We start from the raw sequence: 22,935 nt of genomic DNA on the forward strand, positions 1-22,935 counted from the left end.
AGCATCCCATGGTGCAGATCATCGAGACCATCGACGTCCACGTTCCCGTCCGCACGGCGTACAACCAGTGGACGCAGTTCGAGAGCTTCCCGAAGTTCCTCGACGAGGTCGAGTCGATCACGCAGATCGACGACACGCACACGCACTGGAAGGTGAAGGTCGGCGGGGCGACGCGCGAGTTCGACGCCGAGATCACCGAGCAGCACCCCGACGAGCGGGTCGCGTGGAACAGTGTTGGCGGCGAGACGGAGCATGCCGGAGTGGTGACCTTCCACACCCTCGACGACACGAACACCCGGGTCACGGTGCAGCTCGACTGGGAGCCCGAGGGTCTGCTCGAGAAGCTCGGCTCACTGGTGGGCGCGGGTTCGCATGCCGTGAAGAAGGACCTGCAGAACTTCAAGGAGTTCATCGAGGGACGCGGGGTCGAGACCGGCGCGTGGCGCGGTGACGTCGACGCCTGACGCCCGGGCTTTCGGGTGTCCGCTGCCCGTGCTTGCATGAGCACATGGAGCGGGACGAGCGGTTGCGCGGCGAGACCAGGGCCGTGTGGGCGACGGCGTTCTGCTTCGTCGTCGGTGTGACCGCGGGCGTCCTGCTCCTGCGGGGCGACCCGCGGCCGCTCACCGGAGAGGGGTCGCTGGCGATGCCGGCCGCGGCGATCGCCGCGGCCGTCGTTGCTGCCGCATTCCTCACGAGCACCCTGATGCACCGTCGTGGCGAGACGGCGTCGATGCCGCGCTGGCAGGCGGTGGTGTCGGACCTGTCGTCACTCGCGCTCACGATCGCCTTCGGGGCCGTCACGATGATGGGGGTGCTGCTCACCGCCGAGGTGCTCGCGGCAGGGCTCCAGGGGCTGCGGCTCGGAGCGATCGGCGGGGACTGCTCACGGGCGTCGCCGCGGCGGTCGGCGGGCGGTCGGCATTCGGGGCGGGCATCGATCTGCGCACGACCGATCTCGCCGCGCTCCTGTTCGGCTTCCTCGCGATCGGCACGCTCTTCGCCATGGTCACGGCGGCCGATCCGCTCTGGTGGGAGCAGAACTTCTCGCAGCTGGGCGGGTCGTGGGCCTTCAACGGCACGCTCGTCGTGGCCGGTCTGCTGGTCGCGACCGTCGGGTCGTACATCGGACGCGACCTGCATCGGATGCTGGGTGATCCCGCGGTCGGGCGCATCGCCGGTATCGTCGCCCTCTGGGCCGCCTGCGGGGTCGCCCTGGCCGCCGTCGGGTTGCTGCCGCTGCACAGGGTGCCCGTGCCGCACGACATCGCCGCTTTCGCGACACTGGTGCTCTTCGCCGCTGCGGCCGCTGCCACCGTGGTCGCGATCCCCGGCAGACCCCGCGCTCTGCTGATCACCTCGATCGGCGTCGCGGTGCTCGTCGTGGTCGCCCTCGCTCTGTGGATCCCGTTCGGGCTGTACTCGGTCACGGCCGTCGAAGCCGTGATCGTCGGACTCGGACTGCTGTGGATGCTGACCATGGTGCGGGTCCTGGCGATCCTGACGCCGGCGCAGTCCCGGCCATCGGCGCGTCCGACTCTCCTGCGCCAGGCACCGCCGGCCCGCTAGCGCGCGGCATCCCTAGCCGACCGCACCAAGAAGATAGGGAAACCGTCCGATGCCGACGGGGTACCTCAGAGCGGAGTGTAGGGATACAGCGAACCGTCGAGGAGAACCCATGTACGAGCACCCCTACCTCACCCATCAGATCACCCAGTTCGAGCAAGAGCAGATGGAGCGCGCGGCCGCGCAGCGGCGTTTCCTCATCGAGCATGCCGACCAGATCGTGCCGCGTCCGGCGGGAGCGGTGCGTCGGATGCTCGACCGCGTGCTCGGCGTCGACCGCTCCCGCACGGCGACCGCACGTTCGACGAAGGTCTGCGAAACGGCGGCGCCAGCGCGGTGAGCGGTGTCGTCGCGGAACCCGGCCGGCGGCCCGGCCCGAATGTCGGTCGGGAGTGGGACGATGAATCCATGCCCCCTTCCGCTCCGAGCGCCGAGATGGTCGGCCGCGCGGCCGAGCTCGCCGAGGTGCGCCGGTTGTTCGCCGGCGTGCGCGACGGCATGCCGGCGGCGCTCCTGGTCGAAGGCGAGGCCGGGATCGGCAAGTCGCGGCTGCTGCGCGAGTTCGCGGCGGGCATAGAGCAGACCGCCGACGTGCACGCCGGGTGGTGCCTCGACCTCGGAGCCGCCCGCACACCGTACGGTCCGCTCACGGGCATCCTCCGTTCGATCGTGGCCCGCATGGGGGTGGATCGGGTGCACGAGTCGGTCGGCGTCGGCGCCGAGGCTCTCGGGATGCTGCTGCCCGAACTGGTCGACGCCCCCGCCGACCGTGACCGCACGAGCCCGGAGCGACTCCGCGACGCGATCGCCTCGCTCATCGAGGCAGCGGCCGAGCGCGCCCCCAGGTGCTCGTCGTCGAAGACCTGCACTGGGCGGATGAGTCGACTCTCGCCATCCTCTCCTTCCTGCTGCGGGCGCTCGGGCGCGGGCGCATCCTGCTGCTCATCACCTGCCGCACCGACGACGTGCGCCGAGGAGACGCGGTGAGCCGCTTCATCGGCGAGTCCACCAGGGCGCGGCTGCTCGAACGGCTGACCCTGCGCCGATTGGACGAGGTCGCCGTGCGGGAGCTGGCCGAGCAGATCACGGGCCGCCCGCTCAGCGAGGCGGCGTTGGGGCGCATGCAGGAGCGCGCCGAGGGGGTGCCCTTCTTCATCGAGGAGATCGCCGGGTGCTCGAACGGCCCGTTGCCCGATGGCCTTCGCGATCTGCTGCTCGCCCGGTTCGACCGGCTCGGCGATGACGCCCGCCACGTCGTGCAGGTCGTGTCGGGAGCGGAGCGCCCGCTGTCTCATCCTCTGATCACGCGCCTGGTCGACCTCCCGGAGCAGCGGCTCGACGAGGCGATCAGGGAGGCGACGCGCAGCGGCATCCTGGTCGTGGTCGACGACGACTACCGCTTCCGGCACGCCCTCCTGCGCGAGGCCGTGCACGACGACCTGCTTCCGGGGGAGCGGGCGCGACTGCATCGTTCATATGCCGAGACCCTCGAGGCGCACGGCGCGGGCTCCGAGAACGGTGATGCCGCGGCGCTCGCGTATCACTGGCAGCTCGCGCAAGACGACCGGAAGGCGCTCGTGGCCGCGGCAGACGCCATGCGCCACGCCAAGGCGCAGTACGCGTTCGCCAGTGCCGCCCGCTTCGGTGAGCTCGTGCTGGAGCTGTGGCCACTGGTGCCCGATGCGGCGGTGGCCGCCCGAGTCGAGCGCCTCGACCTGCTCCTCGTGCTGGGGTCGGTCCTGCGCAACGCCGGCGACGGCGAACGTGCACTGGCCGTGGCGAACGTGGCCCTCGCCGAGGTCGATCCCGCGACGGTCGATCCTCGTCTGCATGCGCGACTGTTGCGCAACAAGGCGCTCTACCTGGTCAACCTCGGTCGGCTCGGTGCCATCCCGCTACTGCAACAGGCGCTGGCGATCGCCGAGGAGCACATCGATGACGAGGCCTTTCACGCCGAGCTGCTCAATCAGCTCGCCAGCCGCCGCATGATCGCGGGCGACCGCGAGGAGGCGATCCGGCTCGCCGATGAGGCCGAGCGTGGGGCCGCGGGCGCGGGGTCCGCCGATCAGCTCTCGATCGCGGCGAACGTGCGCGGCGGCTCGCTGGCGCACCTGGGCGAGGTCGAAGCGGGCGTGCGTGAATACGAACGTGCCAGAGAGCTCGCGACGGGGTCGAATGCCGAGATGCGTTACCGCGTGAACTATTCCGACCTGCTCACGCTCCTCGGCCGCTACCGCGAGGCGGTTGAGGTCGCAGAAGAGGGGCTTCGGCGTGCACGCGAGCTCCGGGTCGAGCGCACCTCGGGTTCGATCATGGCGCAGAACATGGTCGTGCCGCTGCTCGAGCTCGGCGAGATCGAGCGCGTGGAGGAGATGCTGTCCCGCGACTTCGTGCAGGGGACTCTGCGCGTGTTCCGCATGTACATGAGCATGACGCGAGTGCGGGTGCTGGCCTGGCGCGGCCGGTCGGCAGAAGCGGCCGAGATGCTGCGGGACTGGCTTCCGGCGTTCGAGGAGACGGGTGTCTCGGAGCGGCAGATCTGGTACGACCGGGTCATGATGACGGTCGCGGTCGCCGAGAGCGAGGGAGACCTCCGCGGCGCACTCGCCACGATCCTCGAGATGTTGCACGACGACCGACCCGCGCTGCTGCATCAGCGTCGACTTCTGCTGGAGGGTGCCGCGATCGTCGCCGAGCTGCGCGCAGAGGGCGTCGACGTCGAGGAGGCGTCGGCCGCCATCCGCGGGGCCTGGCTCTCGCAGCCTCCGCAACTGCAGGACGATGCCTGGTCGACGATCCTCGATGCGCTGCTCTACCCGCGTCATGATGCGGTCGATGCCGCGATGAGCCGGGCCGACGGAGACGATGTGCCGGTCACACTCCGGGTCGTCCTGCGGCTCGAACGTGCACGGCTGCTGGTGCGGGACGGCGACCGGTCGACGGCGTCGATGGAGCTCGCCATCGCCGCCGACATCGCCGAGGCGCTGGGGCACGCGCAGTTGCAGACCGCCGTCACCCGATTCGCCGCCGTCGCGGGACTGGCCCCGCGGGCGACTGCGGAATCCGCGCAGGGCGGCGAGGCCCTCACGGCCCGCGAGCAGCAGGTGCTCGAGCTCATCGCCGAAGGTCTGAGCAATCGGCAGATCGGCGAGCGACTGTTCATCAGCGTCAAGACCGTGAGCGTGCACGTCTCGGCGGTGCTGAGAAAACTCGGGGTGAGCACGCGCACCGAAGCCGCGCTCCTGCAGAGGAATCCGACGTTCGGTGCTCCTGGTCAGCCTGCCGTGGTAGCGTGACAGAGCGCGCGTGTCGGATGTTCCGACTCGGCGTAGGCCGTGCAAACGGCTAAGTCAACAGAAAGTAGAAAACACATGGCCACTGGCACTGTGAAATGGTTCAACGCGGAAAAGGGCTTCGGCTTCATCGCTCCCGATGACGGCTCGGACGACCTCTTCGCCCACTACTCGGCTATCGCCGGCTCCGGTTTCAAGGAGCTCCGCGAGAACCAGAAGGTCGAATTCGACGCTGAGCGTGGCCCCAAGGGCATGCAGGCGGCGAACATCCGCGCTCTCTGAGCGCGCGCTGACTTCCTGAAGCCGGCCGGATCCTCACGGATCCGGCCGGCTTTTTCGTACCCTGCGAGAACGACTCGAAGTGAGGCGGACCTAACCTCCGTGTTAGATTAGGCCAGGCTTACCAAAGGCTGGGCGCGGCTCTCGCGCCGAACCCCACCCCGAAACCCGAAGGGAACGCCTGTGCGCATCTCTCGAATCCTCGCCATCGGCGCGGCCGCCGCGCTCGCCGTCGGCCTCTCCGCCTGTGCCTCCTCCGCACCGCAGTCGACGGCGGAGACCGGTGGCAACCCGGCCTCGGACGACGCGTTCCCCGTCACGGTCGAGCACGTCTACGGCGAGACGACCATCTCGGCGAAGCCCGAGCGCGTCGCGACGATCGCGTGGGCGAACCACGAGGTGCCGCTGGCCCTCGGCATCGTTCCCGTCGGCATGAGCAAGGCGACGTGGGGCGACGACGACGACAACGGCGTGCTGCCCTGGGTCGAGGAGAAGCTCGACGAGCTCGGCGCCGAGACGCCGGTGCTCTTCGACGAGACCGACGGCATCGACTACGAGGCGGTCGCCGACACGGAGCCCGATGTGATCCTCGCCGCGTACTCCGGTCTGACGCAGGAGGAGTACGACACCCTCTCCAAGATCGCCCCCGTCGTGGCCTACCCCGAGGTCGCCTGGGGCACGTCGGTCGACGACATGATCGCGCTCGACGCGAAGGCGCTCGGGCTCGAGAAGGAAGGCGAGGCGCTGATCGAGCAGCTGCACGCCGACGCCGACACGGCACTCGAGGCCAACAGCGTGTTGAAGGACAAGAAGGTCCTCTTCTCGTACATCGACCCCACCGACCTCAGCCAGGTCGGCTACTACACCGCGATCGACACGCGCCCCGGATACCTGCACGACCTGGGACTGCCGTTCCCGTCGATCGTCGAGGAGAACAAGGACAGCGACCAGTTCTACCTGACGGTCAGCGCCGAGGAGGCGCAGAAGTTCGACGACGTCGACCTGTTCATCACCTATGGCGACGACTCGATCATCCCGCTCCTGCAGGCCGACCCGCTCCTGTCGAAGATCCCCGCCATCGCCGATGGGCGCATCGCCGTGCTCCCCGACGCCAGCCCGATCGCGGCCTCGGCCAACCCGTCGCCGCTGTCCATCCCGTGGGGTCTCACCGACTACCTCGCGATCCTGGCCGCACCGCTCGCGTCGTAGTCGTTCGGTCCGCATCCGCGGAGTGACTTTCCTGTGACCTCAGCAACCGTCCTCGCACCGGGCGCCGCAGACCTGCGGCGCCCGGTGTTGCGGCGCACCCTCTGGCTCGTCGCCGGGGTCGTGATCCTCGTGGTCCTGAGCGTCCTGTCGATCTCCTTCGGCGTGCGGGCGGTCTCCTTCGACGACATCGTCGCGGCCCTCGGCGGCCACACCGACACGATCGCCCAGGCCGCGATCGTCAAGCGCATCCCTCGTACCGTGCTCGCGCTCCTCGTCGGGGCGGCGCTCGCGCTGGCCGGTGCGACCATGCAGGCCGTGACCCGCAATCCGATCGCCGACCCCGGCATCCTCGGTGTCTCGAACGGCGCCTCGCTCGCCGTCGTCCTCGGCATCGCGTTCTTCGGCCTCGCCGACCCCTACGGGCAGATGGCCTTCGCGATCGCCGGCGCCGGCATCGCCGCCGTCTTCGTGTACGCGGTCGGCTCGCTCGGTCGCGGTGGCGCGACCCCGCTCAAGCTCGCTCTGGCTGGAGCAGCCACGTCGGCCGCCTTCGCCTCGCTGATCAGCGCGGTCATGCTGCCGCGGGTCGATCTGCTGCAGACGTTCCAGTCGTGGCAGATCGGCGGCGTGGGCGGGGCGGAGTGGCCGCGCATCGCCCTCACCGCACCGGTCCTCGCTCTCGGCGCCCTCATCTGCTTCCTGTGCGCCCGGGGCATGAACTCGCTCGCCTTGGGAGACGAGATGGCGAAGGGGCTCGGCGAGAACGTGTTCCGCACACGACTGATCTCGGCGCTCGGCGCGGTGATCCTCGCGGGCGCTGCGACCGCGATCGCCGGACCCATCGGGTTCGTCGGACTGATCATCCCGCACGTGTGCCGGATGCTCGTCGGCACCGACCACCGCTGGCTGCTGCCGTTCTCGGCCATCGCCGGCGCGGCCCTGCTGGTTGCGAGCGACATCGTCGGCCGGGTGATCGCTCCTTCCTCGGAGGAGATCCAGGTCGGCATCATCACCGCCGTCATCGGCGCCCCGTTCTTCATCTGGATCGTCCGTCGGCAGAAGGTGCGTGAGCTGTGACCACGACAGAGCACACCGAGCACACGCTGGCGCGCGCGGAGGAGTCCGCCTCGGCACGGGTCGCCCGCATCGTGACGGGCAGGCGTGCGCGACACCGTCGGCACGCGGTCGCCACGATCATCCTCGGCGCCGTGCTGTTCGTGCTCTTCGCCGTGGCACTCATGGTGGGCAACACGTTCTACACGCCCGACGAGGTGATCCGGGTGATCCTGGGCGAGACCGTGCCCGGCGCCTCGTTCACGGTGGGCGAGCTGCGGCTGCCGAGGGCTGTCCTCGCCGTCCTGACCGGGATCGGGTTCGGCATGGCCGGCGTGTGCTTCCAGACGATGCTGCGCAACCCGCTCGCATCCCCCGACATCATCGGCATCTCCAACGGCGCCGGCGCCGCAGCGGTGTTCGGCATCGTGGTGCTCTCGCTCAACGGTCCGCTCGTCTCGCTGTTCGCCCTCGCCGGCGCCATCGTCACGGCCCTCGCGATCTATCTGCTCTCGATCAAGGGCGGATTCGCGGGCACCCGTCTCATCCTGATCGGCATCGGCGTCGCGGCCATGCTGCAGAGCGTGATCTCGTATCTGCTGTCGCGGGCCGCGAACTGGGACATCCAGACCGCGATGCAATGGCTGACCGGAAGCCTCAACAACGCGTCGTGGGAGCGAGTGCTGCCGATGGCGATCGCCGCGGCCGTCATCGTACCCGTGATGCTGTCGCAGGGGCGCGCCCTCGGTGCTCTCCAGCTCGGCGACGACTCCGCCGCAGGGCTCGGGATCCGCGTCAATGCCACGCGGCTGCTGCTCATCCTCGGCGCGGTGGCCCTGCTCGCCTTCGCGACCGCGGCGACCGGTCCCATCGCGTTCGTCGCATTCATGGCCGGGCCCATCGCCGCGCGCATCACCGGGCCGGGGCGAACCTCCTGCTGCCGTCGGCGTTCGTCGGAGCCGTCCTCGTGCTCGGCGGCGATCTGATCGGCCAGTTCGTCTTCGGCACCCGCTATCCCGTCGGCGTCATCACGGGCGTGGTCGGCGCGCCGTACCTGATCTACCTGCTCATCCGCACCAACCGTTCCGGGGGTTCGCTATGACCGTGTCGCACAGCCTCTCTGCCGACGGGGTGACTCTCGCCTACGGCGACCGCACCGTGATCGACGGCCTCGACCTGCAGATCGCACCCGGCAGGATCACGACCATCGTCGGAGCGAACGGATGCGGCAAGTCGACCCTGCTCCGCTCGCTCGCCCGCCTGCTGTCTCCGTCCGCGGGGCAGATCGTGCTCGACGGCAAGTCCGTGCACGCGCGGCCCACCAAGGAGGTCGCGCGGGTGCTCGGACTGCTTCCGCAGTCGCCCGTCGCCCCGGAGGGCATCGCCGTGGCCGACCTGGTCGGCCGGGGCAGGCACCCGCACCAGAAGATGCTCGCGCGGTGGAGCACCCACGACTACGAAGTGGTCGCCGACGCCCTCGACGCGACCGGCATCACCGACCTCGCCGATCGGAGCGTCGACGAGCTCTCCGGCGGACAGCGCCAGCGCGTCTGGATCGCGATGGCCCTCGCGCAGGAGACCGACATCCTGCTGCTCGACGAGCCGACGACTTTCCTCGACGTCGCGCACCAGGTCGAGGTGCTCGACCTGCTCACCGACCTGAGCGTCTCGCGCGGCACGACCATCGTCATGGTGCTGCACGACCTCAACCTCGCGGCGCGCTACGCCGACGAACTCGTGGCTATGAAGGACGGTCGGGTGCACGCGACGGGCGCTCCGCAAGACGTCGTCACCGCCGAACTCGTCGAAGAGGTCTTCGGCCTCGCCAATCAGATCACCATCGATCCGGTCTCCGGCAAGCCGATGGTCACACCCATCGGGAGGCACCATGTCCGCTGAGACCACCACGACCGAGCGCCCGACCTACATCCTCACCCGCGCCGAGGTGCGGGCCGTCGAACGTGTCTCGCCGTCGTTCGTGCGGGTGACGTTCGGCGGCGATGAGCTGTTCGAGTTCGGCACGCCCGGCGAGGTGTTCGACAGCCGCATCAAGCTGGTCTTCCCCCCAGCATCCGGAATCCTTCCCGATCTCGATCGGAGCTCGGACAACTGGTGGCAGGCGTTCCTCGCCGTGCCGGAGGCCGAGCGCGGGTCGATGCGCACGTACTCGGTGCGCGAGCTGCGGGTCGACACGGACGGCGGGACCGAGGTCGACGTCGACTTCGTCCTGCACCTCGAACCGGGCCTGACCGGACCCGCGTCGCTCTGGGCGAGCCAGGCCGCCGTCGGGCAGGAGCTGTATGTCGTGGGGCCGCGTCGTGGCGTCGACGTCGATGCGCACGGCGGAGCGGAGTACGCCCCGGGTGCCGCCGATTCGGTCGTGCTGGCCGGGGACGAGACGGCCGCTCCGGCGATCGCGCGGATTCTGGAGGACGCGCCGCGGGACGTCCGCGGTGTCGCGTTCATCGAGGTGCCGTCTCCGGCCGACGTCCTGCGCATCGACGCGCCCGTCGGGGTGGAGGTGCACTGGCTGCCACGCGATGCGGGAGAGCCGCACGGTCTGCGGTTGATCCCCGCGGTGCTCGGATACCTCGGCGACGCCGATGCGACCGATGCCATCAGCGTGAAGGACATCGACGGCGAAGACCTGCTGTGGGAGACACCGGACTACTCCGGCCTCGGGGAGGACATCGCCACGCGGGAGGCCCCGGCCGAGCGGTACTTCTGGATCGCGGGAGAGAGCGGTGTGGTCACCACCCTGCGCCGGCACCTCGTCAAGGACCTCGGCATCGACCGCGGGCAGGTGGCCTTCATGGGCTACTGGCGCCGCGGCGTCGCCATGCGCGGCTGACCCGCCCTCCCCGAGCGGATGCCGTGGAGGCACCTGCTCGGGGAACGCCGAGCTCAGAGCGAGGTGATGACCACGCGGGTGATGTTCGGGTCCTTGAGCGACTCGTACCCCTCGTTCACCTCGTCGAGCGCGATCTCCTTCGACAGCAGCGAGTCGAGCTCGAAGCGGCCCTCGAGGTAGAGCTTCGCGTACATGGGGATGTCGTGCTTGGCGGTGGTCGAGCCCATGTACACGCCCTGGATGCGCTTCTGCGATCCGATCAGTCCCACCTGGTGCACGTCGATGTGGGACGTCGGGTCGATCACCCCGATCAGGTAGAGCCCGCCGCCGGGCGCTGCCATCTCGAGGCCCTGCTCCGCGACCGTCTTGGTGCCGACGAAGTCGAACACGGCGTCCGCGCCGTTGCCCGTGATCTCGTGGACGGCCGCGACGGGGTCGCTGCTCTTCGAGTTCACGACGTGCGTTGCCCCGAACTCGCGCGCCTTGGCGAGCTTGTCGTCGGCGATGTCGATCGCGATGATCGTGGTCGCCCCCGCGATCAGGGCGCCGTTGATCGCATTCAGCCCCACGCCGCCGGCGCCGATCACGACGATGGAGTCCCCAGCCTGCACGTTCGCGGTGTTCAGGACGGAGCCGGCACCGGTGACGACGCCGCAGCCGAGGAGCGCCGCCTGCGCGAAAGGCACCTCGTCCGGCACCTTCACGAGCTGGTTCTCGTGGACCAGAGCCTGCTGGGCGAAGCCCCCGAGGCCGAACGCCTGGCCCACCGGTGCGCCGTTCTCGCTGAGACGGGGAGCGCTGCCTTCTGCGCGGAGCGTCTTCTCCGGGTGCAGGCACTGGAACACCTTGCCCGAGAGACACTTCTCGCACGCCCCGCAATACTGCACGAGGCATCCCACGACATGGTCGCCCACGGCGATGTCGGTGACGTCAGGGCCCACCTGCGTGACGATCCCGGCCAGTTCGTGCCCGAAGACGCCGGGCAGCGGGTTGCCCATTTCGAACCGCGACATCGTGAGGTCGGTGTGACAGAGGCCGGAAGCCTTGACATCGACCAGGACCTCGCGGCCGATCGGCTCGGCGATGTCGATGTCTGCGCTGACGAATCCCGCGCCGATCTCGCGGACGAGTGTTGCCTTCATTCCTGATTCTTCTTTCTTCAGAGCCCGTCGGGATCTCCGGCGGACGACGGGATGCCGGTGTGCATCCAGCGGGGCATGAGCTGCGTCAGATGCTGCGCGAGCTCGTCCTCCGTCGCTTCGGTCTCGCCCAGCACCCACGAGGCGATGAGGCCGGTCGCGGCGTGTGCGATGTACGTCGCCGCGATCTCCGGGTCCACGCCGGGAGGCGGAGGGGCGATGTCACGGATATGCGCCAGGATCTCGGTCCGCATCAAGGCGGCGACGCGGGATTCGGCTCCCCGGGGCGTCGCGACGGCGAAGGCGCCGGCATACAGCGAACGGTAGGCGGCGTAGTGCGCGATGAGCGCGCGCTGCGACCGTGCCATCGCGGTCTCGTCGAACGAGGTCACGGAGTCGGTGCTGCGGGCCGAGCCCGCGATGTCATGGAACGCCTGCTCCTGCAGGTGGAGGGCGAGATCCTCCACGCCCGAGAAGTGCGTGTAGAACGTGGCCCGGCTGACTCCTGCGGAGACGGTGACGCTGCGGACGGTGATCTCCGCGCCGGAGTCCGCCAGCGCGCGGACGGCCTCGTACAGGCGGGAACGGGTCGCGAGCACGCGGGGGTCGGAGGAGGACCGGATCGTGTCACGGATGGCGGAGATGTCCGCCGTCGCTGCATCGCGAGGCATGGAACGAGCATACGCCCGTTTCTGGACATGTGTCTAGAAACGGGCGTATGCCCGGAGGGGTCACTTCGCGAGGAAGGACTTCAGTGCCGCGTTGACCTCGTCGGCGTGGGTCCACAGCAGCCCGTGCGGGGCGCCCTCGACCTCGACGTACTCGGCGTCGGGGACGGCCTGGTGGAAGCGGCGCGCGGTGGCGTCGATCGGCAGGATGTTGTCCTTCGTGCCGTGCAGGATCAGGGTGGGCTTGCCGGCGGTGCGGACGGCCTCGACATCGCCGCGGAAGTCCTCGATCCAGGAAGGGACCACGGCGTAGGCGGCGACCGGAGCGCTGCCGACCGCGACGTTCCAACTGCCCCTCACGGCCTCTTCGCTGATGCGCGAGCCCAGGGTCTCGTCGAGGTTGTAGAAGTTCTTGTAGAAGTCGGTGAACCACGCGAAGCGGTCGCCCTTCGCGGCGGCCTCGATCCCGTCGAAGACCTCCTGCGGCACGCCCTCGGGGTTGTCGTCGCGCTGCACGAGGAAGGGCTCGAGCGAGGCGAGGAAGGCGAGCTTGGCCACGCGGTCGTGTCCGTAGCGGGCGACGTAGCGGGCCAGTTCCCCGGTGCCCATCGAGAAGCCGACCAGCACGACGTCGCGCAGGTCGAGGGTCTCGAGCACGGTGTTCAGGTCGGCCGCGAACGTGTCGTAGTCGTAGCCGGAGGCGACCTTGGACGACTGCCCGAAACCGCGGCGGTCGTACGTGATGACGCGGTAGCCCTGGGCGAGGAGCTCGCGGGTCTGACGCTCCCAGCTGTGACCGTCGAGCGGATAGCCGTGGATCAGGACGACGGGCTGGCCGGCTCCCTGGTCTTCGTAGTAGAGCTCGATCGGGGTGCTGTTCTCGTTTCCGACGGTGATGTAACCCATGATCATGGTCCTTTCGGTTCCGGTGAGAACGATCGTTCTCGCTCGATATGACCAACATAGAGAACGTGCGTTCTCATGTCAAGTAAACTTCTGGGTATGACCGAAGACGAGGCACGCGAGCGCATCCTCTCCGCCGCGGAGGAGCTCTACTACCGCAAGGGGTACGCGGCCGTGGGCATGGACGAGCTGCGCTCGGCGGCCGGCGTGTCGTTGCGCCGTCTGTACGCACTGTTCCCGGCCAAGTCCGACATCGTCGCCGCCGTCCTCGCGCGCAAGCACGTCGAATGGGAGTCCGGGCTCGCAGGAGCGGTGACCGATGCGGGCGACGACCCGCGGACGCGTCTGCTCGCCGTCTACGGCTACCTCGAGGACTGGTTCTGCGCCGACGACTTCCGGGGCTGCGCCTTCATCAACGCGTTCGGTGAACTCGGCGGCACGAACCCCGAGGTCGCCGGGATCGTCCGCGCGCACAAGGCGTCGTTCCAGGAGTACATGGCAGGACTCGTCGCCGCGACCGGGGCCCCGGCGGCGCTCGCGGCCCAGCTCTCCATCCTTGCGGAGGGCGCCCAGAGCACCGCGGCGATCTCGGCCGATCCTGCGGTCGCCGTGCAGGCGCGCCAAGCCGCCGAGGTCCTGATCGACGCGGCGTTCGCCCGCACCTGATGCCGGGTCAGCCCGTGAAGAGTGGCTAACCTGGTTAGCGAAATCGTGGAGCGCTGTCAAGGCGGGTGCGTCCGAGGGTGAGGATGCCTACGGTCGGGGCATGGAATCACGCACCAGAGGCATCGTCCGCCAGTCGCTGACCATCGCCGCGGCGTCGTTCATGCTGATCGCGGCAGCGGTGGGCGCGGGCGCCTTCGGCGGAGCATCCGTCGACGACCTGCAGGATGGCGCGCTCTCGGCTCAGGGCTCGTACCTGGCACCGGCAGGGCCGGCGTTCTCGATCTGGTCGCTGATCTACCTCGGGCTGATCGCGTACACCGTGTGGCAGGCGCTTCCCGCACAGCGGCAGGACGATCGCCAGCAGGCGGTGGGCGGATGGATCGCCGCCTCCATGGTGCTCAACGGACTGTGGCTGGTCACGGCGCGGTATCTGACCCTGTGGCTGACGGTGCTCGTGATCGCGGCGCTCCTGGCGGTGCTCGCGCGGATCATCGTGATCCTCGGCCGATTCCCCGCCCGCAACCTCGCCGACCGTGTGCTCACCGACGGTGCCAACGGCCTGCATTTCGGCTGGGTGACGATCGCGACCGTGGCCAACACCGCCGCGTGGCTCACGCAGATCGCGCCAGAGGACTGGGCCGAGGCGGCCGACGCGTGGGCCGTGGCCGTCCTGGTCGTGGTGCTCGTGATCGGCGCGGCAGCGGCCTGGTTCACAAGACGCATCGCCCCGGCCCTCGCGACCGCGTGGGGTCTGAGCTGGCTCGCGGTCGGGCGGCTCACGGGGAGCCCGAGAGCACGCCGACCGCGGTGACGGCGATCATCGTCGCCGTCCTGCTCGTCGTCGTGGGAATCGTCGCCGTGCTCCGTCGTCGGCGCGAAGCCCCCGCAGCACGCACGGCGCCGCTCGGACGCTAGAGCACCAGGCGGTAGCCCATCCCCGCCTCGGTGAGCAGATGCACCGGGGCACCGGGCTCGTGTTCGAGCTTCTTCCGCAGCTGCGACATGTACAGCCGCAGGTAGCCGGAATCGGAGACCTGCTCGCTGCCCCAGATCTCCTTGAGCAGATCCTGTCGGGTGACGAGGGCTCCGGGGTGCCGGGACAGGTGCTCCAGCATCCGCCACTCCGTCGGGGTCAGGTGCACGCGTGCGCCCGCCCTGGTCACGGTCTTGGTGACGAGGTCAACCACGACATCGCCGAACGACACGGTCGACTCGCCACCCACCGGGGCCGAACGCCGCGACAGAGCCCGCAGGCGGGCGAGGAGTTCATCGACCTGGAACGGCTTGGTCACGAAGTCGTCCGCGCCCGCATCGAGCGCCTCCACCTTGTCGGCCGACCCGGTGCGACCCGACACCACGATGATCGGCACGTTCGTCCAGCCGCGCAGAGCCTGGATGACCTCGATGCCGTCGAGCCGGGGCATCCCCAGATCGAGCATGATGAGGTCGGGGTGGGTCTGCGCGGCAGCCGCGATCGCGGCCGCGCCATCCGGTGCGACGACCACGTCGTAGCCATGCGCGGAGAGCGTGATCCTCAACGCTCGCACCATCTGCGGGTCGTCGTCGGCGATGAGGAGCTTCACTCCGAGCCTTCCGTGTCGCGGGGTCCTGCGGCCAGAGGCAGGGAGATGACCATGGTGAGGCCCCCGCCGGGGGTGTCCTCGGGTGTCAGGGTACCGCCCATGCCCTCGGTGAACCCGCGCGACAGGGCGAGCCCGAGACCGAGGCCGGTCGTGTTGTCGGTGTCGCCGAAGCGCTGGAACGGCTGGAAGATGCGGTCGCGTCGCTCCGGGGAGACGCCGTCCCCCGGTCGATGATGCGGATCTCGGCGCGATCGAGGAGCGCACTCGTCGAGACGATGACTCTGGTGCCGTCCGGGGCATGGCGGTGGGCGTTCGCGAGCACATTGACGATCACGCGCTGGAGCAGCACGGGGTCGGCGAACACGGGAGGCAGGTCGGGGTCGAGCGCGAGCTCGACATCGGCCGGTCCGAGGCCCAGTTCGTCGACGGCAGCGAGCACCGTGCCTGCGGCATCCATCCGGGAGGCCGAGACGGCGAGCACGCCCGCCTGCACGCGGCTCACATCGAGCAGATCGGTCACGAGCGTCGACAGCGTCGCGAGGCTTTCGTCGGCGGTGGCCAGCAGCTCGTCGCGGTCGGCGGCCGACAGCCGGTGCGCGCCGCGGAGACCGCCGATCGCCGCGACAGCCGATGCGAGCGGGCGACGGAGGTCGTGGCTGACGGCGGAGAGCAGTGCGCTTCGCACCTGGTCGGTCTCGGCGAGGGACTCGGCCTCACGCGCGGTCGCCCGGAGGTCGGTGTGCTCGATCGCGGCCGACAACTGCGCCACGATCGCGTCGAGCAGACGCCGCTCGGGTCCGGCCAGCGGGTCGCCATTGAGTTCGAGCACCGCGCGGGGGCCGCCGCCGGGCCGGATGCCGACCGGGATCGTCGTCGCGCGCCCGTCGGCCACGGGCTCCCCATCGCTCGCGAGCACGTCACCGTCGGGCGAGAGCAGACGCACTCCGCTCAGTCCGAACGCCTCGCGGGTGCGACTGACGAGGGCCAGCACGGCGTTGTCGCCGCGCAGCACGTTGCCGGCGACGGCGGCGAGCAGCTCGGCTTCCGCGGCGGCACGTTGCGCCGTGCGGGCGCGTCGAGCCGCCTGGTCGACGATCAGGCTCACGAGGATCGCGATCACGACGTAGAGCGCGAGGGCGAGCACGTGCAGCGGATGCGCGATCGTGATGGTGAACAGCGGTGCGACGAACAGGAAGTCGAGCGTGACGCCCGAGAGCACAGCGGCGAACACCGCCGGACGGATGCCGCCGATGAGGGCGACGACGACCACGAGCAGCTGATACGCGAGCACCTCGGCCGTGATCGACTCGGGGCTGCGGAACGTGAACATGATCCACGAGAGCAGGGGACCGATCGCCAGGGCCACCCGAAGCCGAGAGCCTGTCGCCGCCAGCCGAGAGCCCCACCCGTGATGCGCGGCAGGGCGATGCGTCCGCCCGCCGCCGCATGCGTGACGATGTGCACGTCGATGTCGCCGGAGCGCCGGATGACCTCCGACCCGATGCCCGGACCGGTGAGCGCGGCCGTGAGACGACCGCGCCTGCTGACGCCGATCACGAGCTGCGTGGCATCGGCGCCCTGGGCGAACTCGACGAGCGTGCCGGGGATGTCGTCCCCGACGACCTGATGGTACGAGCCGCCGAGCGACTCCACGAGCGTGCGCTGCGCTGCGAGGGCTCCGGGTGTCTCGTCGCGCAGGCCGTCCTGCGCCGTGATGTGCACCGCGAGCAGCTCGCCGCCGGCCGAACGGGCGGCGATCCGAGCGCCGCGACGGATCAGCGTCTCCCCCTCAGGGCCGCCGGTCAGGGCGACGACCACGCGCTCCCTGGCCTGCCACGCACCCTCGATGCCCTGCTCGGCGCGGTAGCTGCGCAGCGCGCTGTCGACCTCGTCGGCGAGCCACAGGAGGGCGAGCTCGCGCAGGGCGGTGAGGTTGCCGAGGCGGAAGTAGTTCGACAGCGCGGCGTCGATGCGCTCCGCCGGGTACACGAGTCCCGCGGACAGCCGGTCCCGCAGCGTCTGCGGGGCCAGGTCGACGACTTCGATCTCGTCGGCAGCCCGGACGACGGCATCCGGGATCGTCTCCTGCTGCGCGACGCCCGTGATCTTCTCCACCACCGCGTTCAGCGACTCGATGTGCTGCACATTGACCGTCGTGACCACGTCGATGCCGGCGTCGAGCAGCTCGTCGACGTCCTGCCAGCGCTTCGCGTTGCGCGAGCCGGGGGCGTTCGTGTGCGCGAGCTCGTCGACGAGGGCGATCTCGGGCGCACGGTCGAGCACGGCGTCGATGTCGAGCTCGGTCAGGGTGATCCCGCGGTGGAGATCGACGCGGCGCGGCACCTCGGGGATGCCGATGGTCTGGGCCCTGGTCGCCGCGCGCTCATGGGTCTCGACGATCGCGATCACCACGTCGTGGCCCTCGTCGAGCATGCGCCGCCCCTCCGCGAGCATCTCGTACGTCTTGCCGACGCCAGGCGCGGCCCCGAGCAGCACCCGGAGCCGACCGCGGCGCGCAGGGGTTCGACGGAGCGGTTCTCCGGTCATTCGCCCTCCCGGTCGTCGAGCGCGAGATTGAGTTCGGCCACGTTGAGGCGCTCCGCACCGAGGAATCCCAGATCCCGCCCTTGAATCCTAGACTCCACGAGCTCCCGCACCTCCTGCGTCGGGAGCCCGCGGGACTCGGCGACGCGCGGGACCTGCAGCAGCGCGTACTCGACGCCGATGTGCGGGTCGAGCCCCGAGCCGGAAGCCGTCACCGCATCGGCCGGCACCTGCGACGGGTCGACGCCTTCGCGCTCCGCGATCGCCGCCTTGCGCTCCTCGATGGCGGCAACCAGGTCGGGGTTCTCCGGCCCGAGGTTGCTGCCGCCGGACGAGGTTCCGTCGTAGCCGTCGCCGGCCGCCGATGGGCGCGACTGGAAGTACTGCGGCAGGGCCTCGCCATCGGCATCCGTGAAGGACTGGCCGATGAGCGCGCTGCCCTTGTCGTCGGGGAGCAGCGAGCCGTTCGCCTGCCCCGGGAGCAGCACCTGGCCGATCCCGGTGACCAGGAGCGTGTAACCGACCCCGAGCACGAGGGTGAGGACGATCATCGCGCGGACGGCGACCCCGGTGGTGCGGAGGGCGGTGCGGGTGGAGGACATGAGGTGCCTTTCCTGAGGTGCGTGGTCGGAGCCGGGTCAGAAGCCGGGGATGAGGCTGACCACGAGGTCGATGAGCTTGATGCCGAGGAACGGCGCGATGATGCCGCCGAGGCCGTAGACCAGCAGGTTGCGCTGCAGGATCTGGGAGGCGCTCGCCGGACGGTACTTCACCCCGCGCAGGGCCAGGGGGATCAGGAACACGATCACGATCGCGTTGAAGATGATCGCGCTGGTGACGGCGGAGGCCGGAGAGTGCAGCTGCATGATGTTGAGGGCCGCGAGGCCGGGGAAGACCCCCATGAACATCGCCGGGATGATGGCGAAGTACTTCGCGATGTCGTTCGCGAGCGAGAACGTGGTGAGCGCTCCGCGCGTGATGAGCAGCTGCTTGCCGATGCGCACGATGTCGATCAGCTTGGTCGGGTCCGAGTCGAGGTCGACCATGTTGCCGGCCTCCTTCGCCGCCGAGGTGCCGGTGTTCATCGCGACACCGACGTCCGCCTGAGCGAGCGCGGGGGCGTCGTTCGTGCCGTCGCCGGTCATCGCGACCAGGCGGCCGCCCTGCTGTTCGCGGCGGATGAGCTCGAGCTTGTCCTCCGGTGTGGCTTCGGCGAGGAAGTCGTCGACGCCGGCCTCCGCGGCGATGGCCTTTGCGGTCAGGGGTTGTCGCCCGTGATCATGACCGTGCGGATGCCCATGCTGCGCAGCTCGTCGAACCGCTCGCGCAGTCCGTCCTTCACGATGTCCTTGAGGTGCACGACGCCGAGGATCCGCGTGGCATCGACAGCGGATGCGCGCACTGCGACGACGAGGGGTGTCCGCCGCTCGCTGCGACACCGTCGGTCGAGGCGGTGAGCTCGTCGTCGCTGTCGAGTCCGAGCCACGCCCGCACCGCCGAGCCTGCACCCTTGCGGATCTGCGTGCCGTCGGCCAGGTCGAGCCCCGACATGCGGGTCTGCGCCGTGAAGGGGACGACCACGGCGTCGGCGGGTGCCGTCACCCGGATGCCGCGCGCCTCGGCGAGTTCGACGATCGAGGCGCCCTCTGGCGTGGGATCGGCGAGCGACGACAGGGCAGCGACCCGGAGCAGCTCTTCCTCGTCGACGCCCGAGAGGGGCAGCACCTCGTGCGCGCGGCGGTTGCCGTGCGTGATGGTGCCCGTCTTGTCGAGGAGCAGCGTGGTGACGTCTCCCGCCGCCTCGACCGCGCGCCCCGACATCGCCAGCACGTTGCGCTGCACGAGCCGGTCCATCCCCGCGATGCCGATCGCCGAGAGGAGGGCGCCGATGGTGGTCGGGATCAGGCACACGAGCAGGGCGATGAGCACCGGGATGCTGACCGGCGACGCGGCGTACGACGCGATCGGGTTGAGGGCGAGCACCACCACCAGGAAGATGATCGACAGGCTGGCGAGCAGGATGTTCAGGGCGATCTCGTTGGGGGTGCGCTGGCGGCTCGCACCTTCGACCAGGGCGATCATCCGGTCGACGAAGGTCTCGCCCGGCTTCGAGGTGATGCGCACCACGATGCGGTCAGACAGCACGCGGGTGCCGCCGGTCACGGCGCTGCGGTCGCCGCCCGACTCGCGGATCACCGGAGCGCTCTCGCCCGTGATCGCCGACTCGTCGACGGTCGCGATCCCGGCGATGATGTCGCCGTCGCCGGGGATCAGCTCGCCCGCGGTGACGAGCACGACATCGTCGCGCTGCAGCTCGGCCGACGACACCTGCGCGGTCGCGGCGTGCTCTGCGGCGGCATCCGACGAGGGGTCGTAGCCGACGACGCGGCGGGCCATGGTGCTCGTGCGGGTCTTGCGCAGGCTCGCCGCCTGGGCCTTGCCGCGTCCCTCGGCGACCGACTCGGCCACGTTCGCGAACAGCACCGTGAGCCAGAGCCACACGGCGATGCCCACCGTGAACGGTGCCGGCACCGGGGTGCCGCCGGAGTCGGCGGGGCCGCCGAGGAAGGGCTCGGCGATCGCGAGCACGGTGGTGAACGCGGCGCCGACCCACACCAGGAGCATGACCGGGTTGCGGACGAGCGCTGCGGGGTTGAGCTTGCGGAGCGCGCCGGGGAGAGCCTGCAGGAGCTGCGTCCAGCCGAAGGAGCGCGACGGCTGCACGGCGGCCGGTGCCGGAGCATCCTGCCGTTCGGAGGGGGTGGTGGTGAGAGTCATGGTCAGACGAGTCCTTCGGCGAGGGGTCCCAGTGCGAGCACGGGGAAGTAGGTGAGAGCGGTCACGACGACCGTCACGGTGAGGAGCAGCCCGACGAACTGCGGGCGATGCGTCGGCAGGGTTCCCGAGGTGGCGGGCACCCGCTCCTGCGCGGCGAACGAACCCGCGAGGGCGAGCACGAGCACGATCGGCAGGAAGCGCCCCAGCAGCATCGCGATGCCGAGCGCGGTGTTGAACCACGGGGTGTTCGCGGTGAGTCCGGCGAAGGCGGAACCGTTGTTGTTCGCGGCCGAGGTGAAGGCGTAGAGCACCTCGCTCATGCCGTGCACGCCGGGGTTGAGGATGCTGGTCGACTCCACGTCTTCCCGGATGCCGGGAATCGCGAAGCTCAGGGCGGTGCCGCCGAGGACGAGCGCGGGCACCACGAGGATGTAGAGGCTCGCGAGGGTGATCTCCCGCGGTCCGATCCGCTTGCCGAGGTACTCCGGCGTGCGCCCGACGAGCAGTCCGCCCACGAACACCGCGATGATCGCGAGCACGAGCATGCCGTAGAGGCCGGAGCCGACGCCACCGGGGGCGACCTCGCCGAGCATCATGTTCAGCATCGGCATCATGCCGCCGAGTGCTGTGTACGAGTCGTGCATCGAGTTGACCGCGCCGGTGGAGGTGAGCGTGCTCGCGCTGCCGAACAGGGTGGACCCGAGGATGCCGAAGCGCACCTCCTTGCCTTCCATCGCGCCCCCGGCGAGCTCGGGTGCGCTGCCGCGCCCGGCGAGTTCGAGCGCCGAGAGGGCGAAGGTCGACACGAGGAAGATCGCGCCCATGACGGCCGCGATCGCGTAGCCCTGACGGTGGTCGCCGACCATGCGGCCGAACGTGCGCGGGAGGGAGAACGGGATCACGAGGATCAGCAGCACCTCGAGCAGGTTCGTGAATCCGGTCGGGTTCTCGAACGGGTGCGCGGAGTTGGCGTTGAAGAACCCGCCGCCGTTCGTGCCGAGCAGCTTGATCGCCTCCTGCGAGGCGACAGGCCCACCCGGGATGCTCTGGGGCGCGCCGGACACCGTGGTGACATCGGTGAACCCGGCGAAGTTCTGGATGACGCCGCCCGCGAGCAGCGCGACCGCGCCGATCAGGGCGATCGGAAGCAGGATGCGCCCGAGGCCGCGGATCAGGTCGACCCAGAAGTTGCCGATGGTCGTCGAGCCTCGGCGGGCGAGGCCGCGGATCAGTGCGATCGCGATCGCGAGGCCGACGGCTGCCGACACGAAGTTCTGCACCGTGAGGCCCGCGAGCTGCACGGTGTAGCCCATCGTCTGCTCCGGCGAATACGACTGCCAATTCGTGTTCGCCACGAACGAGGCTGCCGTGTTGAAGGCGAGCCCCTCCGGCACCGCGGGGAGTCCGAGCGACTGCGGCAGGAACGCCTGGAGGCGCTGCAGCCCGTAGACGAGGAGCACTCCGACCACCGAGAACACCAGCACGCTGCGGGCATACGCGCGCCAGGTCTGCTCGGACGACGAGTCGACCCCGATCATCCGGTAGATGCCGCGCTCCGCTCGCAGGTCGCGCGCCGAGGTGTAGACGTGCGCGATGTAGTCGCCGAGCGGGCGGTAGAGGAGCACGAGCACGACCACGACGGCCGTGACCTGCAGGATGCCGAACCAGATCGTCGCGTCCATCAGAACCGCTCCGGGGCGACGAGTGCCACCACGAGGTAGACGATGGCGGCGACGCCGAGCACGGCCGCGAGGATCTCGAAGACGATCATGCGCGGTCCACCGCCTTGGCGACCAGGGATACGAGGGCGAACAGCGCGAGAGTCAGCGCGATGTAGATGATGTCGAGCACGGATCCGATACAACTCCCGCGGCAGCGTGCGAACGGCGATCCTCACGCTTCCCCTACGCCCCCGGCGCCGATGCATGCGCGTTGCTCACAGCAGCCGCGGTTTTCCGGACGTCGGTCGCGGCACGGATCGGAGATCGCGCTCAGAGCGGACCGACGCTGGTGGTTCTTCATGTCTACGGATGTGATTATTATGTCGTCATATGACGACCATGCGAAGGAGGTTGCCTGCGTGACGACGGTGGAGTTGTTCTACGGCGATCTGGACGAGGCCGCTCGCGAGTGCGAAGACGCGTCGAGGGGACTCCTGTTCGATATGTCTCGCATCGGCGGGGGTGACTTCGGGGTGGAGGCACCGGTCGGCCGCCATGGGCTGCAGGTCGAGGTGCACTCCCGGATGGTCGAGCTGCACGACGCCGCCGCCACGCATGGCGATGCCGGATCGACGCTCGCCGCCTCGCTCTTCGCGATCGCGGCGACCTACTCCGACCTCGATGAGGAGCTGACGGGGAGGGCGCGCCGTGAACCTGTCGTCGCCACGGCGGGGATACCCCC

At 69.7% G+C, this 22,935-nt stretch carries 19 protein-coding genes and 3 pseudogenes; 13 read left to right on the plus strand and 9 right to left on the minus strand.

The genetic code is table 11. The features are described from left to right. Positions 1 to 8 precede the first annotated feature (8 nt). The 11 genes and pseudogenes from K1X59_RS02065 to K1X59_RS02115 all read left to right on the plus strand — a co-directional run bounded on the left by K1X59_RS02065 (position 9) and on the right by K1X59_RS02115 (position 10,251). A complete protein-coding gene (locus tag K1X59_RS02065) occupies positions 9 to 464 on the plus strand; it encodes an SRPBCC family protein (protein ID WP_183151669.1) in 456 nt (151 codons plus the stop codon). A gap of 541 nt (positions 465 to 1,005) precedes the next feature. After that, the gene (locus K1X59_RS20600) at positions 1,006 to 1,569 is read left to right on the plus strand and encodes a DUF998 domain-containing protein (protein ID WP_258567022.1); all 564 of its coding nucleotides are present in this window, start codon (positions 1,006 to 1,008) and stop codon (positions 1,567 to 1,569) included. 109 nt (positions 1,570 to 1,678) lie between these two features. Continuing rightward, positions 1,679 to 1,906, plus strand: coding sequence for a hypothetical protein (locus tag K1X59_RS02075; RefSeq protein WP_220173871.1), 228 nt, complete (start codon positions 1,679 to 1,681; stop codon positions 1,904 to 1,906). Positions 1,907 to 1,974: 68 nt separating this feature from the next. Next, on the plus strand, positions 1,975 to 2,553 hold the full coding sequence (locus tag K1X59_RS02080; RefSeq protein ID WP_183151670.1) for an AAA family ATPase: 579 nt from the start codon (positions 1,975 to 1,977) through the stop codon (positions 2,551 to 2,553). After that, positions 2,472 to 4,862 carry a helix-turn-helix transcriptional regulator gene (locus tag K1X59_RS02085; RefSeq protein WP_258567249.1) on the plus strand — a complete coding sequence of 797 codons (2,391 nt, stop codon included), beginning with the start codon at positions 2,472 to 2,474 and terminating at the stop codon, positions 4,860 to 4,862. Before K1X59_RS02080 ends, K1X59_RS02085 begins: the two co-directional genes overlap by 82 nt. Before the next feature lie 75 nt (positions 4,863 to 4,937). Then, entirely contained in the window at positions 4,938 to 5,141 is a 204-nt protein-coding gene (locus K1X59_RS02090; protein WP_017831237.1) for a cold-shock protein, read from the plus strand. A gap of 180 nt (positions 5,142 to 5,321) precedes the next feature. After that, entirely contained in the window at positions 5,322 to 6,347 is a 1,026-nt protein-coding gene (locus K1X59_RS02095) for an iron-siderophore ABC transporter substrate-binding protein (RefSeq protein ID WP_183151673.1), read from the plus strand. A 33-nt stretch (positions 6,348 to 6,380) separates the two neighbouring features. Then, the gene (locus tag K1X59_RS02100; RefSeq protein WP_183151674.1) at positions 6,381 to 7,424 is read left to right on the plus strand and encodes an iron ABC transporter permease; all 1,044 of its coding nucleotides are present in this window, start codon (positions 6,381 to 6,383) and stop codon (positions 7,422 to 7,424) included. A 26-nt stretch (positions 7,425 to 7,450) separates the two neighbouring features. Beyond that, a pseudogene (locus tag K1X59_RS02105) lies at positions 7,451 to 8,502 on the plus strand (FecCD family ABC transporter permease). Then, positions 8,499 to 9,299, plus strand: coding sequence for an ABC transporter ATP-binding protein (locus K1X59_RS02110; RefSeq protein WP_183151675.1), 801 nt, complete (start codon positions 8,499 to 8,501; stop codon positions 9,297 to 9,299). The pseudogene K1X59_RS02105 and the gene K1X59_RS02110 overlap by 4 nt, the downstream one beginning before the upstream one ends. Further along, positions 9,289 to 10,251, plus strand: a complete 963-nt coding sequence (locus K1X59_RS02115; protein ID WP_220173872.1) for a siderophore-interacting protein — start codon at positions 9,289 to 9,291, stop codon at positions 10,249 to 10,251. Before K1X59_RS02110 ends, K1X59_RS02115 begins: the two co-directional genes overlap by 11 nt. A 53-nt stretch (positions 10,252 to 10,304) precedes the next feature. Here the strand turns inward: K1X59_RS02115 and K1X59_RS02120 are convergent, their stop codons facing one another. The 3 genes from K1X59_RS02120 to K1X59_RS02130 are packed head-to-tail and all read right to left on the minus strand — an operon-like array spanning position 10,305 to position 12,964. Continuing rightward, positions 10,305 to 11,393 (minus strand): zinc-binding dehydrogenase, encoded by a 1,089-nt coding sequence (locus tag K1X59_RS02120; protein ID WP_183151676.1) that lies wholly within the window; start codon positions 11,391 to 11,393, stop codon positions 10,305 to 10,307. A gap of 17 nt (positions 11,394 to 11,410) precedes the next feature. Next, positions 11,411 to 12,061: a TetR/AcrR family transcriptional regulator gene (locus K1X59_RS02125; RefSeq protein ID WP_220173873.1), complete on the minus strand. Its 651-nt coding sequence runs from the start codon at positions 12,059 to 12,061 to the stop codon at positions 11,411 to 11,413. Between the two features lie 60 nt (positions 12,062 to 12,121). Beyond that, a complete protein-coding gene (locus K1X59_RS02130; RefSeq protein ID WP_183151678.1) occupies positions 12,122 to 12,964 on the minus strand; it encodes an alpha/beta fold hydrolase in 843 nt (280 codons plus the stop codon). A gap of 96 nt (positions 12,965 to 13,060) precedes the next feature. Here K1X59_RS02130 and K1X59_RS02135 point away from each other — a divergent pair, with 96 nt between their 5' ends. Both K1X59_RS02135 and K1X59_RS02140 read left to right on the plus strand, forming a co-directional pair. Next, positions 13,061 to 13,627, plus strand: coding sequence for a TetR/AcrR family transcriptional regulator (locus K1X59_RS02135; protein WP_183151679.1), 567 nt, complete (start codon positions 13,061 to 13,063; stop codon positions 13,625 to 13,627). Positions 13,628 to 13,727: 100 nt separating this feature from the next. Continuing rightward, a complete protein-coding gene (locus K1X59_RS02140; RefSeq protein ID WP_258567024.1) occupies positions 13,728 to 14,438 on the plus strand; it encodes a tryptophan-rich sensory protein in 711 nt (236 codons plus the stop codon). Between the two features lie 100 nt (positions 14,439 to 14,538). On the opposite strand, the gene K1X59_RS02145 is transcribed toward K1X59_RS02140, so the two are convergent. The 6 genes and pseudogenes from K1X59_RS02145 to K1X59_RS02170 form a co-directional block, all read right to left on the minus strand. Then, positions 14,539 to 15,210, minus strand: a complete 672-nt coding sequence (locus tag K1X59_RS02145; protein ID WP_183151681.1) for a response regulator — start codon at positions 15,208 to 15,210, stop codon at positions 14,539 to 14,541. Next, positions 15,207 to 17,757, minus strand: a pseudogene (locus K1X59_RS02150) (ATP-binding protein). Before K1X59_RS02150 ends, K1X59_RS02145 begins: the two are co-directional and overlap by 4 nt. After that, positions 17,754 to 18,356 carry a potassium-transporting ATPase subunit KdpC gene (gene kdpC, locus K1X59_RS02155; protein WP_183151682.1) on the minus strand — a complete coding sequence of 201 codons (603 nt, stop codon included), beginning with the start codon at positions 18,354 to 18,356 and terminating at the stop codon, positions 17,754 to 17,756. The pseudogene K1X59_RS02150 and the gene kdpC overlap by 4 nt, the downstream one beginning before the upstream one ends. Positions 18,357 to 18,392: 36 nt before the next feature. Next, a pseudogene (gene kdpB, locus K1X59_RS02160) lies at positions 18,393 to 20,532 on the minus strand (potassium-transporting ATPase subunit KdpB). A 2-nt stretch (positions 20,533 to 20,534) separates the two neighbouring features. Beyond that, positions 20,535 to 22,214 carry a potassium-transporting ATPase subunit KdpA gene (kdpA, locus tag K1X59_RS02165; RefSeq protein WP_183151683.1) on the minus strand — a complete coding sequence of 560 codons (1,680 nt, stop codon included), beginning with the start codon at positions 22,212 to 22,214 and terminating at the stop codon, positions 20,535 to 20,537. Next, entirely contained in the window at positions 22,214 to 22,303 is a 90-nt protein-coding gene (locus tag K1X59_RS02170; RefSeq protein ID WP_183151684.1) for a potassium-transporting ATPase subunit F, read from the minus strand. Before K1X59_RS02170 ends, kdpA begins: the two co-directional genes overlap by 1 nt. Positions 22,304 to 22,935: the final 632 nt, after the last annotated feature.

It is taken from the genome of Microbacterium sp. Se5.02b (assembly GCF_019464375.1).
In the GTDB taxonomy this organism is placed as follows: domain Bacteria; phylum Actinomycetota; class Actinomycetes; order Actinomycetales; family Microbacteriaceae; genus Microbacterium.